14 protein-coding genes are annotated in these 12,905 nt (G+C 63.3%); all 14 read right to left on the bottom strand.

Annotated elements, in window-relative coordinates:
* Positions 1–92: 92 nt before the first annotated feature.
* Positions 93–743, bottom strand: a complete 651-nt coding sequence (eda, locus tag AADA15_RS07250; protein ID WP_341640871.1) for a bifunctional 4-hydroxy-2-oxoglutarate aldolase/2-dehydro-3-deoxy-phosphogluconate aldolase — start codon at positions 741–743, stop codon at positions 93–95.
* Between the two features lie 5 nt (positions 744–748).
* Complete coding sequence (gene edd / locus AADA15_RS07245; RefSeq protein WP_341640870.1) at positions 749–2,557, bottom strand: phosphogluconate dehydratase; 1,809 nt, start codon at positions 2,555–2,557, stop codon at positions 749–751.
* Between the two features lie 59 nt (positions 2,558–2,616).
* The gene (gene zwf, locus AADA15_RS07240) at positions 2,617–4,065 is read right to left on the bottom strand and encodes a glucose-6-phosphate dehydrogenase (RefSeq protein ID WP_341640869.1); all 1,449 of its coding nucleotides are present in this window, start codon (positions 4,063–4,065) and stop codon (positions 2,617–2,619) included.
* A gap of 36 nt (positions 4,066–4,101) precedes the next feature.
* Positions 4,102–5,718 carry a glucose-6-phosphate isomerase gene (gene pgi, locus AADA15_RS07235; RefSeq protein ID WP_341640868.1) on the bottom strand — a complete coding sequence of 539 codons (1,617 nt, stop codon included), beginning with the start codon at positions 5,716–5,718 and terminating at the stop codon, positions 4,102–4,104.
* A 272-nt stretch (positions 5,719–5,990) separates the two neighbouring features.
* Positions 5,991–6,632, bottom strand: a complete 642-nt coding sequence (gene ureG / locus AADA15_RS07230; protein ID WP_341640867.1) for an urease accessory protein UreG — start codon at positions 6,630–6,632, stop codon at positions 5,991–5,993.
* Positions 6,629–7,276: an urease accessory protein UreF gene (locus AADA15_RS07225; RefSeq protein ID WP_341640866.1), complete on the bottom strand. Its 648-nt coding sequence runs from the start codon at positions 7,274–7,276 to the stop codon at positions 6,629–6,631. Before AADA15_RS07225 ends, ureG begins: the two co-directional genes overlap by 4 nt.
* Positions 7,266–7,793, bottom strand: a complete 528-nt coding sequence (gene ureE / locus AADA15_RS07220) for an urease accessory protein UreE (RefSeq protein WP_341641018.1) — start codon at positions 7,791–7,793, stop codon at positions 7,266–7,268. The genes AADA15_RS07225 and ureE overlap by 11 nt, the downstream gene beginning before the upstream one ends.
* Before the next feature lie 82 nt (positions 7,794–7,875).
* Positions 7,876–8,115 carry a hypothetical protein gene (locus AADA15_RS07215; RefSeq protein ID WP_341640865.1) on the bottom strand — a complete coding sequence of 80 codons (240 nt, stop codon included), beginning with the start codon at positions 8,113–8,115 and terminating at the stop codon, positions 7,876–7,878.
* Positions 8,116–8,257: 142 nt separating this feature from the next.
* A complete protein-coding gene (ureC, locus tag AADA15_RS07210) occupies positions 8,258–9,994 on the bottom strand; it encodes an urease subunit alpha (RefSeq protein WP_341640864.1) in 1,737 nt (578 codons plus the stop codon).
* Positions 9,995–10,079: 85 nt separating this feature from the next.
* Positions 10,080–10,901 (bottom strand): cyclase family protein, encoded by an 822-nt coding sequence (locus AADA15_RS07205; RefSeq protein ID WP_341640863.1) that lies wholly within the window; start codon positions 10,899–10,901, stop codon positions 10,080–10,082.
* A gap of 94 nt (positions 10,902–10,995) precedes the next feature.
* Positions 10,996–11,301 carry an urease subunit beta gene (locus AADA15_RS07200; RefSeq protein ID WP_341640862.1) on the bottom strand — a complete coding sequence of 102 codons (306 nt, stop codon included), beginning with the start codon at positions 11,299–11,301 and terminating at the stop codon, positions 10,996–10,998.
* Positions 11,298–11,471 (bottom strand): hypothetical protein, encoded by a 174-nt coding sequence (locus AADA15_RS07195; protein WP_341640861.1) that lies wholly within the window; start codon positions 11,469–11,471, stop codon positions 11,298–11,300. The genes AADA15_RS07200 and AADA15_RS07195 overlap by 4 nt, the downstream gene beginning before the upstream one ends.
* A gap of 20 nt (positions 11,472–11,491) precedes the next feature.
* A complete protein-coding gene (locus tag AADA15_RS07190; protein ID WP_341640860.1) occupies positions 11,492–11,794 on the bottom strand; it encodes an urease subunit gamma in 303 nt (100 codons plus the stop codon).
* A gap of 5 nt (positions 11,795–11,799) precedes the next feature.
* Positions 11,800–12,600 carry an urease accessory protein UreD gene (locus AADA15_RS07185; protein ID WP_341640859.1) on the bottom strand — a complete coding sequence of 267 codons (801 nt, stop codon included), beginning with the start codon at positions 12,598–12,600 and terminating at the stop codon, positions 11,800–11,802.
* Positions 12,601–12,905: the final 305 nt, after the last annotated feature.

Genomic DNA, 12,905 nt, shown 5'->3' with positions numbered 1-12,905 from the left:
TGGGCGCAGCCAGACCAGCTGCAACCAATTTGGAATTGGTTGGAATACATCGTGGAAGCGGCGTGTTCTGTCAACCCGCCATGTGTTGCGTCTCAGCCGGTTGCCAGTTCCAGCGCGGCCTTTGCAAGTGCGGTGATCCCGTCCCAGTCGCCTGCGGCCACCATATCTGCCGGTGCTACCCAGCTGCCGCCTGCGCAGACCACATTGGGCAGCGAAAGATAGGTCCTGGCGTTTTCGGGACTGACGCCGCCAGTGGGGCAGAACGAGATCTGCGGCAGGGGCGCGCCGATGGCTTTCAGCGCGGGTGCACCGCCCGAGGCTTCGGCCGGAAAGAATTTCAGCATGTCATAGCCGCGCTCCAGCAGGCGCATCGCCTCGGATGCGGTCGCGGCTCCGGGCAGCATGGGCAGGCCTGCAGCCTCGCAGGCGTCCAGAAGCCTGTCGGTGGCACCTGGAGAGACGCCGAATTGCGCGCCCGCCGCGACCGCTGCGGTCACGTCATCGGGGGTGACAAGCGTTCCAGCGCCGACAACGCCACCGGGAACCGAGGCCATCTCGCGGATCACATCAAGGGCTGCGGGCGTGCGGAGCGTCACCTCAAGCGCAGGCAGGCCGCCTGCGACCAGCGCCTCGGCCAGGGGGCGGGCATGGGCGACGTCATGCACCACGAGAACGGGGACGATGGGGGCCAGCCGGCAGATCTCGCGGGTACGGGCGCTGGCGTCTTTGGGGGTGAGGCTCATGGGGGTCAATCTCCGAATACGCTGGCGCCGGTATCGGCAGAGGTGACGGCGCGGCGGAACAGCGAGAACAGCTCGCGCCCGGTGCCGTGCTGATAGGCGGAAAGGTCGGCCGTGGCAGGCTCGCGGTCCAGCGCGCCGGGGGTGAGAATATCCAGCGTGCCGCTGGTGGCATCGAGCCGCAGCATATCGCCATCGCGGATCTTGGCGATGGGACCGCCGTCCAGTGCCTCGGGGACAACGTGAATGGCGGCGGGCACCTTGCCCGATGCGCCCGACATGCGCCCGTCGGTGACCAGCGCCACCTTGTACCCCTTGCCCTGCAGGATGCCCAGCATGGGCGTGAGGCTGTGCAGTTCCGGCATACCGTTCGCCTTGGGGCCCTGAAAGCGCACAACCACGATCACATCGCCGGTGAATTCGCCTGCCTTGAAGGCGGCCTTGGCTTCCTCCTGATCATGAAACACACGGGCGGGAGCCTCGATCACATGGTGTTCCTTGGCGACGGCGGAGACCTTGATCACCGCTGTGCCAAGGGTGCCGGTCAGACGTTTGAGACCGCCGGTTTTCTGGAAAGGCGCCGCAGCGGGGCGCAACACGCCCTCGTTCAGCGATGTCTTGGTGCCGGGGCGGAAGGTCAGGCCTTCGTCGGTCAGGAAGGGTTCCTTTATGTAGTGTTCCAGCCCGGTGCCCGCGACGGTCTTGGTGTCGGGATGCAGGAATCCTGCGTTCAGAAGCTCCCCGATCATGTAGCCAAGCCCGCCGGCCGCGTGGAAATGGTTCACGTCGGCCAGACCGTTGGGATAGACCCGCGCCAGAAGCGGCACCACATCGGAAAGATCCGCAAAATCCTGCCAGTCGAGGATGATCCCTCCGGCGCGCGCCATTGCGATCAGGTGGATCAGCAGGTTGGTCGACCCACCGGTGGCCATCAGCCCGACGATTCCGTTGGCATAGGCCTTTTCGTCCAGCACATCGCAGACCGGCGTGTAGCTGTCGCCTAGGGCCGAAAGCGAGAGCGCCCGTTTCGCGCCCTCAATGGTCAGCGCCGCGCGCAGGGGGGTGCCGGGATTGACGAAAGAAGAGCCGGGCAGGTGCAGCCCCATGAACTCCATCAACATCTGGTTGGTGTTGGCGGTGCCGTAGAAGGTGCAGGTGCCGGGGCCGTGGTAGGCGGCCATCTCGGCCTTCAAGAGTTCCTCGCGGCCGATTTCCCCGGCGGCGAACCTCTGGCGGATCTTGGCCTTGTCATCATTCGCCAGCCCGCTGGTCATCGGCCCCGCCGGCAGGAAGACGGCGGGCAGATGGCCAAAGGTCTGCGCGCCGATCACAAGGCCCGGCACGATCTTGTCGCATACCCCGAGGAACACGGCCGCGTCGAATACGTTGTGGCTGAGCGCAACCCCTGCGGCCATCGCGATGGTGTCGCGGGAAAACAGGCTCAGCTCCATGCCCGCCTCACCCTGGGTGACGCCGTCACACATGGCAGGCACGCCCCCCGCAACCTGCGCCGTGCCGCCCGCGGCGCGCATGGCATCGCGGATCAGGGTGGGGTAGGTTTCGAACGGCTGATGCGCCGAGAGCATGTCGTTATAGGCGGTGATTATGCCCAGATGACCTGCGCTGCCGGTGGCAAGCGTGCCCTGATCGGCGCCAGTCGCGGCATAGGCATGGGCCTGACCCGAGCAGGACAGGTGCGCCCGCGCCGGACCCTGGCTTTTGGCCGCACGCATGCGGTCCAGATAGGCGCTGCGGGTCTCGGCGCTGCGGGTGATGATCCGTTCGGTGACCTCTTTGAGTGTCTGGTTCAAGCTCATGTGAGATGCCTTTCGGGTGTCTGGCGCGGGCGGGCAGGGGGCAGGCGGTGGGGGATCTGTCAGTCTCCGATGCTGCGCCATCGGCGCCCGTCGCGGTGCATCAAGAGCAGAGAATCCTCCGGCCCCGACCCGCCGCGGTCATAGCGCTGCGGTTCGGTGCCTGCCTCGGTCCAGTCTGAAATGATGGGGTCCGCCCAGGCCCATGCGGCCTCGACCTCGTCGCCGCGCATGAAAAGGGTCTGATTGCCCCGGATCACATCCATGATCAGCCGCTCGTAAGCGTCCTGGGGGCGGCCGGCGTCGGGGAGGGATTCGGCAAAGGTCATATCAAGGTTGGCCCCCGTCAGACGCATGCCGCCGGGGCCGGGATCCTTGATCGTGGTGCGCAGGGTGATGCCTTCATCGGGCTGTAGGCGGATCACAAGAACATTGCCATGTACCCCGGCGGCGCCTTCAAAGATGTTGTGTGGCGGGTCACGGAAATAGACCGCGATTTCGGACACGCGCTCGCGCAGGCATTTGCCGGTGCGCAGGTAAAAGGGCGTGCCGGCCCAACGCCAGTTCGCCACCTGCACCTTCATCGCGATAAAGCTTTCGGTGGAGCTGTCAGGGTTGCCCGCATGGTCACGGTAGCTGTCGCCATTCTTGCCGCGATACTGACCGCGCGCGATGTCGTCCGGGGCCACGGGGTCCAGCGCCTCGATCACCTTGACCTTTTCATCACGCACCGCGTTTGGCGTAAACCGGGCGGGCGGCTCCATCGCGGTGAGGCACAAAAGCTGCATCAGGTGGTTCTGCACCATGTCCCGCATGGCGCCGGATTTGTCGTAGTATTCCCCGCGCCCCTCGACCCCGATGCTTTCGGCGACGGTGATCTGCACATGGTCGATATGGGAAGAGTTCCATAGGGGTTCGAACAGGGAATTGGCAAAGCGCAGCGCCATCAGGTTCTGCACGGTTTCCTTGCCGAGGTAATGGTCGATCCGATAGATCTGACCCTCTTGGAAATGCGCCCGCAGCGCCTGATTGAGCGCCTGCGCCGAGGCCAGATCATGCCCGAAGGGTTTTTCCAGCACGATGCGGCTGTCGGGGGTGGCAATGCCACTGGCGCTGAGACGGTCCGCGATATCGGTAAACAGGCTTGGGCCGACTGACAGGTAGAAGGCGCGGATCACATCTGCACGCAGGTGTTCTCCAAGCTCGTCCCAGCCGGTGTCGCCCCGGGCATCGACAGGCACATAATCGAGGAGGTCTGCAAAGGCCGCAATCTCCTCTTCCGTCGTGCTTTCTTCCTGGCCGAATTCACGGATGGCACTGGCTGTCATTTCCCGGAACCCCTGCCGGTCCAGGTCCGCACGCGAGGTGCCGATGATCCGGGTCTGGGTATCGAACTGGCCGATCTGGAACCGGTGAAAAAGGCTCGGCAGGATCTTGCGTCGGGCCAGATCGCCGGTGGCGCCAAAGAGGACCAGATCGAAAGGGTCGACGGGAATAACGCGTGAAACCATGTGTCTGCCTGTTCCTTCGTTCGGGCCGTTTCAGTATCAGCCCGTCTTGCGGGCAAGTTTCGACAAAAGCCCCCGGGTAGAGCTGTCCTTGCCATCGCTTCCGGCGCCCTCGACCATGGGCAGAAGGCTGAGCGCAAGTTCCTTGCCCAGTTCCACACCCCACTGGTCAAAGGAGTTGATGCCCCATATGACCCCTTCGGTGAATACACGGTGTTCATATAGCGCAACAATCTGGCCCAGCACGAAAGGGGTGAGCTTGTCATAGGCGATGGTGACAGAAGGACGGTTGCCGGGAAAGGTCAGATGCGCCGTCATGCGGTCCAGATCCGCGCCCTCAAAACCGCGCTTTGCGGCGATCACGCGTGCCTCCTGCGGACTGCGGCCCCGCATCAGGGCCTCGGACTGAGCCAGGCAATTGGCCACCAGCATGCGATGCTGGTGCGCAAGGTCGGGTTCATGCCCTTCGCCGCCGATCAGGAACTCGGCCGGAACCACGCGGGTGCCCTGGTGCAGAAGCTGATAAAAGGCGTGCTGTCCATTGGTGCCCGGCTCCCCCCAGACGATGGGGCCGGAGTCGCGGGTGAGCGACGTTCCATCCAAGGTGACGCCCTTGCCGTTGCTTTCCATGTCGAGTTGCTGGAGGTAGGCGGGCAGGCGGGCGAGGCGTTGCTCATAAGGCAGCACCGCGCGGCTTTCGTAGCCGCAGACATTGTTGTGCCAGATCCCGATCAGCCCCAAGAGGACCGGCAGGTTCCGGGCAAAGGGCGCGGAGCGGAAATGGTCATCCATGGCAGCCGCGCCGCTCAGGAGGGCGCGGAAGTTCTCTGGCCCCACGGTGATCAGGATGGGAAGCCCAACCGGCCCCCACATTGAGTAGCGTCCGCCGACCCAATCTGCGAAGCCGAAGACGCGCTCGGGTGGGATGCCAAAGGCGGCCGTCTTGTCGAGGGCCGAGGACACTGCCGCAAGATGGCCACTTGCCTTCTCTCCCAAGGCCGCGCGCAGCCATTTCAGCGCGGTTTCCGCATTGGCCACCGTTTCGGTCGTGGTGAAGGTCTTGGAGGCGATGATCACCAGCGTGGTTTCGGGGTCGAGCCCTTTCAGCGTGTCGGCGATATGGGCGCCATCCACGTTGGAGACGAAATGGCAGCGTGGGCCATCGTGGTAGGGGGCGAGGGCAAGCGTTGCCATGACGGGCCCGAGGTCCGAGCCGCCGATCCCGATATTGATCACGTCGGTAAAGGCCTGGCCGCCTGCCGTTTGGAACGTACCGCTGCGCAGGGCTTCGGCGAAGTCCTCCATCCGGTGCAGGGTCTTCTGCACGGCGGGGACGATGTCTGTGCCGTCCACGATGATCTTGCGATCCGCGGGCGCGCGCAGGGCGGTGTGCAAAACGGAGCGATCTTCTGTCGAGTTGATCCTATCGCCCGAGAACATCGCATCAATGTGGTCCGATAGCTCGGCGCCTTCGGCCAGTCTGATCAGCAGAGACAGGCTGGTGTCATCCAGCGCTGTCTTGGAAAAGTCCATGAGCATCCCATCGCTGCTGGCCGAAAAACGATCAAACCTGTCCGGTGTCTCGAACAGCGTCAGAAGAGGGACGCCAGCGGTCGCTGCCCTCTGCTTAGCCAGGTGTTCCCAGATGTCACTCATTCCAAAATGATCCTTGCAAATCGTTTGAAGTCCGGTCCGGAAGCCTTTTGGAGACAGACCAGAACAACGAAAGTTAGCGCTAACGCTTCTAGTGATAAATTGGTCTGCACACAATAGGCAGAAAAGGGTTTCGGCAGAGTTATCTCAACCCGTCCTATCCGCGTCAATTGCGATGAAACGTCAAGGACACCGGGCAGCGGCGGGGCCCAAGACTGAAAGCGCCTTTTCAAAGGCGATGGAGGGCGCGGGAGCGTTCGCCTGCCGCCGCACTCTCAACCGGTTTCTTCGAGAAGCAGTGGCGAGGTGACACCGCCTATGCTGCACAGATGGGCAACGACATCAGGAACGCCCTTGCCATGACGCAGGCTGGTGAAAACAAAGGGGAGGGCGCCGCGCATGCGGCCGGCATCCCGCTCCATCACCTCCAGCGAAGCGCCCACATGCGGTGCAAGGTCGGTCTTGTTGATGATCAGCAGATCCGACCGGGTGATGGCCGGACCACCCTTGCGGGGGATTTCTTCGCCCGCTGCCACATCGATCACATAGAGGGTGACATCGGCCAGCTCGGGGCTGAACGTGGCGGACAGGTTGTCTCCGCCGCTTTCGATCAGCACGATCTCGAGATCGGCGTGGCGCGCCTGCATCTCGGCCACGGCCGCAAGGTTGATCGAGGCATCCTCTCGGATCGCGGTATGGGGGCAGCCGCCGGTTTCCACACCGATCACCCGGTCCTGCGGCAGCACCTGCATGCGCATCAGCGCCTCGGCATCTTCCTGCGTGTAGATGTCATTGGTGATCACCCCGATCGAGTGATGCGGCGACAGCGCGCGCGCCAGCTGCGCCGTAAGGGTGGTCTTGCCGGCGCCGACCGGCCCGCCGATGCCAACGCGCAAAGGTCCGTTGAAACTGCTCATGAGCGGAAGATCCTCGAATACTGGGTTTCGTGATGCATGGATGCGATGTCGGAGGCAAAGCTCACCCCGGCAAGGGTCGACAGATCGCTATCAAGCGCATTCTGCGCGGCATCCCGGATCAGTGGTGCCAGGTCTGTCAGAACCCGTTGCCCCTCCAGCTGACCCACCGGAGCCAGCCGCTGGGCGGCGGCGACAAGGTTGGAGACGAAAGCATGCACGTACATCTGCAAGGTCAGATCAAGAGACAGCCCATGCAGCCGCGCCGCGCGGCCCACGGCAACTGGATAGGTGAGATCCGGCAGATCGTCCCCCCAGATGCCACGTGTTGTCTGACAGAAGGCAGCGCCCTGGCTCACGGCCTCGGCCAGCCGTTCACGAGAGGGCGCAAAGGCGCGGGTGCGGGCATCCACCTGAACCAAGGCCGCGTCATCCTGCGCCTGATATGCGGCGGCAAGGATGATCGGATCGCTGCGTCCACTGCCATAGAGCAGCAGATCTCCGAGCCAATCCGCCAGTGTCTCGGCGTTGGTGATCTGACCCGCGTTGCAAGCGGCCTCAAGCCCATGAGAATAGGCGAAGGCGCCCACCGGATAGGCCGGAGAGAGCCATTGCATCAACAGGACCGCGCCGGGCTCAATGCTCATGGGAGTGCCCCTCTGCATGATCATGGCTGTGTCCGTGAGTATGCCCGTGATCGTGCCCGTGGGTATGTCCGTGATCGTGGGAATGGGTGCGCCCGTGGCCATAGGCGCCACCCTCAGGCGTGAAGGGTTCGGTCACTTCCGCCACCGTGGCGCCAAGCTGCGTCAGCATCGCGCGTATCACATGGTCGCGCTGGATAAGCAGCCGCTCGGGCGTGATCTGGCAGGGGGTGTGGCGGTTCCCGATGTGCCAGGCCAGGCGCACCAAGTCTCCATCGTTCTCTGCCGTGATTGCAAGCAGCTCTTGCGGTGCGGCAATGACAGCAATCTCGCCGCCGCCCTCAAGCAGCAGAACACCGCCCTGATCCAGAGAGGTCGTCTGCGGCAGATCCACCAGAAGACGCGCGCCGCTTTCGGTGGTCAGCACCTTACGGCGCAGAAACCGCGCGTCATAGTCCAGAACAACCCTGTCCTTGGGCTGTGGCTCATGCGCATGCCCGTGATACTGACGGGCAACCATTGTGTGTAGATGTGTGTGCAGATGAGTGGGGGCGGTCATGACAGCCCCCCGCGCAGCGATGTGTCTGGCGCCGGGTTTCGGCTCAGATGTAGTAGACGTCCGAGAAGACGTGCTGAACGATCTGGTCGCGCTTGAGACCGCGCTCTGCCAGCTCCGCATCGCTCATGGCCATCAGGCTTTGCACCTTGCGGCTGCGGTCGTTGGCTTCGCCGAGGGCCACCAGCCCGTTGCCGAGGGCAACAAAGGGTTTTGCCAGGATTTTCAGAACAGAGATCGCGCTGGCCGGAGCGGCCGATGCGGTGTGATGTGTCGTATATGCCATTGGAGGTCACTCCTGTTTCAGTTGTGAACTCCTCCCATTGGCACTGAAGATAGGACATCGATTCTGACCTAGCTAGGCCGCAGTTGGAATGGCTGCCATGCGCCTGGCGCAACGTTATGAAAACGCTCATTTTTTGTGCTCCTCAGTACAAAAAGTAGCGCTGCGCCATGGGCAGCTCTTTGGCGGGCTCGCAGGTCAGCAATTCGCCGTCCGCGCGCACTTCGTAGGTTTCGGGATTGACCTCGATTTGAGGCGTCGCGCTGTTGAGCAGCAGGTCCGATTTGCCGATGCCACGGGTGCCTTTTACGGCAACGGTCTGTTTCGCCAGTCCCAGCTTGTCACGCAGCCCATCGGCCTGCGCTGCCTCGGAAACAAAGATCACGGCGGAATGTTCGACCGAGCGGCCATAGGCGCCCCACATGGACCGCGAATAGACCGGCTGCGGCGTCGGGATCGAGGCATTCGGGTCGCCCATCTGCGCGCAGACGATGGTGCCGGCCATCAGCACCATTTCGGGCTTCACGCCGAAAAACGCCGGGTTCCACAGCACCAGATCGGCGCGTTTGCCTTCTTCGATGCTGCCGATTTCCCGGCTGATGCCGTGGGCGATGGCTGGGTTGATGGTGTATTTCGCGATATAGCGGCGGACGCGGAAATTGTCGTTATCGCCGGTCTCCTCGGGCAGGCGGCCACGTTGTTTCTTCATCTTGTCGGCGGTCTGCCAGGTGCGGATCAGCACCTCGCCCACCCGGCCCATGGCCTGACTGTCGCTGGCGATGATGGAGAAGGCCCCCATGTCGTGCAGGATATCCTCGGCCGCGATGGTTTCGCGGCGGATCCGGCTTTCGGCAAAGGCGACATCCTCGGGGATGGATTTGTCGAGGTGGTGACAGACCATCAGCATGTCGAGGTGTTCTTCGATGGTGTTGACGGTAAAGGGCCGCGTCGGGTTGGTTGATGACGGCAGGACGTGATCCTCGCCGCAGATCTTGATGATGTCGGGGGCATGGCCACCGCCCGCGCCCTCGGTGTGGAAGGCGTGGATGGTGCGGCCCTTCATGGCCTTCACCGTGTGCTCGACAAAGCCGCTCTCGTTCAGGGTATCGGTGTGGATCATCACCTGCACGTCCATCGCATCTGCCACCCCAAGGCAGCAATCGATGGCCGCAGGCGTGGTGCCCCAGTCCTCGTGCAGTTTCAGGGCGCAGGCCCCGGCCAGAACCTGTTCCTCGATGGCGGCGGGAAGCGAGGCATTGCCCTTGCCTGCAAAGGCCAGGTTCATCGGGAAGGCATCAGCCGCCTGCATCATGCGACCAAGGTGCCAGGCACCGGGGGTGCAGGTGGTGGCCAAAGTCCCATGGGCCGGCCCGGTGCCGCCGCCCAGCATGGTGGTGAGGCCGGAATGTAGCGCATCCTCGATCTGTTGCGGACAGATGTAGTGGATGTGGCTGTCAAAGCCGCCCGCCGTCAGGATCCGACCTTCGCCCGCGATGGCTTCGGTGCCGGGGCCGACGATGATATCGACGCCGGGCTGGGTGTCCGGGTTGCCCGCCTTGCCGATCTTGTGGATGCGCCCGTCGCGCAGCCCCACATCGGCCTTGTAGATGCCGGTGTGATCGATGATCAGCGCATTGGTGATCACCGTGTCCACGGCGCCTGCGGCGCGGGTTGCCTGGGATTGCCCCATGCCGTCGCGGATCACCTTTCCGCCGCCGAATTTCACCTCTTCTCCGTAAAGGGGCGCGTTCTCGCCTGCGCGCTCGGCGATGAGATCGCGCTCCACCTCGATGATCAGATCGGTATCAGCCAGCCGCAGCTTGTCCCCGGTGGTGGGGCCATACATGGCGGCATAATCGGCGCGGGATATTCTTGCGGGCATTGCGGCCTCTCCTGTCCAGTTTTGCGCTTGGGCGCGGGGGCTTATGGGTGGCGGTCCTGTAACCAGGTGTGGACCGCCAGAGTGCTCAGACGAGGGCCATGAGTCGGGCAGGGCCGCCGGTGCTGCCCTTGTGCTTGGGTGCACCGACGATCATCGTGGCGCCTGTTGCAGGCAGCTTGTCCAGATTGGCCACGCATTCGATGCCGTAGCGACCGGCGGGCAACCAGGCATAGTGAGTGGCAAAATCGGCTGATGCTCCATAATCAAGAGACAACGTGTCCACGGCGATCGCGGCGGCCCGGGTTTCCTCAAGCAGCATCTGCGTCGCTTCGATGTGAAAGCCCGGGAAATGCATGACCCCGTCTTTATCGGCGTTTCTGAACAGATCTGTGCCGACCTTTTCGGCCCAGCCCGAATACATCGCCACGCAGGCGCCTTCGGGAATGGGGCCATGCGCGGCAATCCAGGCCTTGATGTCATCGGGTGTCAGCTGTGCATCGGCATCTGAGGCGGCTTTTTCGGCGATATCTATGATCGCCAATGGGCAGATCAGTTGCCCGACGGGAAGTTCGTCGACCGAGGCACCGTCCGCTGAGAAGTGCAATGGCGCGTCAATATGCGTGCCGGTATGTTCGTCGATGACCAGCGTGAACATATTGTATCCGTTTTCGGCGAAATTGGCGACCTGCTCGGGGCGGTACCCTGACGGGCCACCAAATGTCGGAAAGTCCTTGGACAATGTGTGGGTCAGGTCATGTACATCCTGTGCGGCAGAGGCCAAGGCGGGGCGGGTGCCGACCGCCGAGCCGACCGTCATCGCGGCGGCAGCGCCGACGGCGGACTTGAACAGGCCCCGTCGCGACATCATGCGGTCCTTCACACTCTCGAGTACGCATAGATCACACATTTTGCAGTCCTTATCTGTTTGGTGAATACGCTTGCGTTACAATTGATAGCAGCCGGTCCATTTGGCGCGGCTCAGCGACGGGATGGATTGGGGCCTAAAGGACTCCCATGACTTTCTGATTGAAGCCAAACACCTTGCGCGCGCCTCCGATAGGGATCAGCTGTACCTCGCGGCGCTGTCCTGGCTCGAACCGCACGGCGGTGCCCGCAGCGATATCAAGGCGCATGCCCCACGCCGCGTCCCGGTCGAAATCGAGCGCGGGGTTGGTCTCGGCGAAATGATAGTGGCTGCCGACCTGAACGGGGCGGTCTCCGGTATTGGCCACCATCAGCGTGATCGCCTCCGAACTGTCGTTCAGCGTCAGATCGCCCGCCGCGGGGAACAGTTCGCCGGGGATCATTTGCGTGACCGTGCGTAGGCCAGCGCCGCTGCACCGCCGATAGTCAGCGCCGCCAGGATCACGGGGAGCCAGTTTTCCGACCCATGCGGATGCAGGTGCGCCCCGCCGTGGGCCAGGGCCGGACCAGCGGTGAGCGTGATGGCGGATGCGAGAGCGGACAGGTGTTTCATCTGGGGTCTCCTCAAAAGACTTATCGAATGGGGTTATGAACGGTCACCAGCTTGGTGCCATCGGGAAAGGTCGCCTCGACCTGAACCTCGTGGATCATCTCGGGCACGCCTGTCATGCATTGATCGCGGGAGATGACGGCGGCGCCGGCCTCCATCATTTCGGCGACCGACCGTCCGTCGCGCGCGCCTTCGACCACCGCATCGGTAATGAGGGCGATGGCCTCGGGGTGATTGAGCTTTACGCCGCGCGCCAGACGCTTGCGGGCAACCTCGGCGGCCATGGCGACCAGCAGCTTGTCTTTTTCACGGGGGGTCAGGTTCATCGGATTTAAAGTCTCCAGCAGCGCGGCAGACCGGTCTCGGTCAGCCGGTCAAGAATGGGAACAAGGCTTTGGCGCAGGGTGAAACCGTCCTCCGCCAAGAGGCGCAGTACCAGAAGGCCATCAATGACAAGCGACACGCCGCCGGTTGCGGGCAGCATTTCACGCAAGGGTTTGAGCCAGGCTTCGGCGTCGGGGGCGGCCAGAACCAGCGCTGCCATGGCGCGCGCGCCTGCGGCGACGGCGGGGCGGTCCAGGGTGGCGGCGAGATCGCCTTCCAGATCAACCCCGTCGTAGTAGATCATCTGCCCGTCGCGGTAGATTTCGACCCGGTCGCGGAAGGCGGCATCGTGCAGCTCTTCCTGCATGGCCATGCGGCCAAAGACGACAGGTTCCACCATCAGAAACCGGGCATCCGCCGCCATCTCTACCCGCAGGGAACGTGCAAAGCGGCAGCCGTCAAACAGTATTGTCTCCTGCGGCAGCCAGCTCAGCTGCGCGCCCTCGGCCAGCCCAAGACAGGTCTCCATGCGCCCCGTCTCTCCCGGCTGGGCCCGGTAGGCGCGCTCAGCCGCTTGCGTGGTCACGGTGAGCCTGCCGCCCGCAAGCGCAGCGGCCGAGACGCTGAAGCGATCGCCACCGGTGATGCCGCCTGCGGTATTCACCATGACGGCCTCGGGGTGGGGGCGGCCCTGCGGAAACAACAGTTTCATCGCACCGGCCTGGTGCAGATCCTTCAGCCGGACCGCGCCGTCCTTGTAGTGGGTCGAAACGCGCGCACGGCCCACCGCACGCGGCTGGGCGGCCATGACGGGGCGGGCGCTTTGGTGCGTTATGATGGCGGCTTCGGTAATCTTGCTCTCTCCCTTGGGCGCAGGCTGAGTCTTGCCAGTTGCTTAAGAGACTGCGCTTTGCGGGCGGCAATGACCATTTTGCAGGCGCTCAATGGCTGCTCCACAAGCAAAGTCGATCAAAAATTAATCCAGGCCCTAAAAGAGCGCCCAGAATTTAAGCAATGGCGGATTCGGCGGGAAGTGGTGGATGCAAGGGTTTGCCATGTGTGCCGCGCTGCAGAAACCTGACTGTGGCTCGCAGGTTTTGACATGCGGGTCAT

The organism is Phycobacter sedimenti (assembly GCF_038148855.1).
In the GTDB taxonomy this organism is placed as follows: Bacteria; Pseudomonadota; Alphaproteobacteria; order Rhodobacterales; family Rhodobacteraceae; genus Phycobacter; species Phycobacter sedimenti.
The sequence above is the reverse complement of the archived record's forward strand: the minus strand, read 5'-3'. Positions and strand labels throughout refer to the sequence as shown.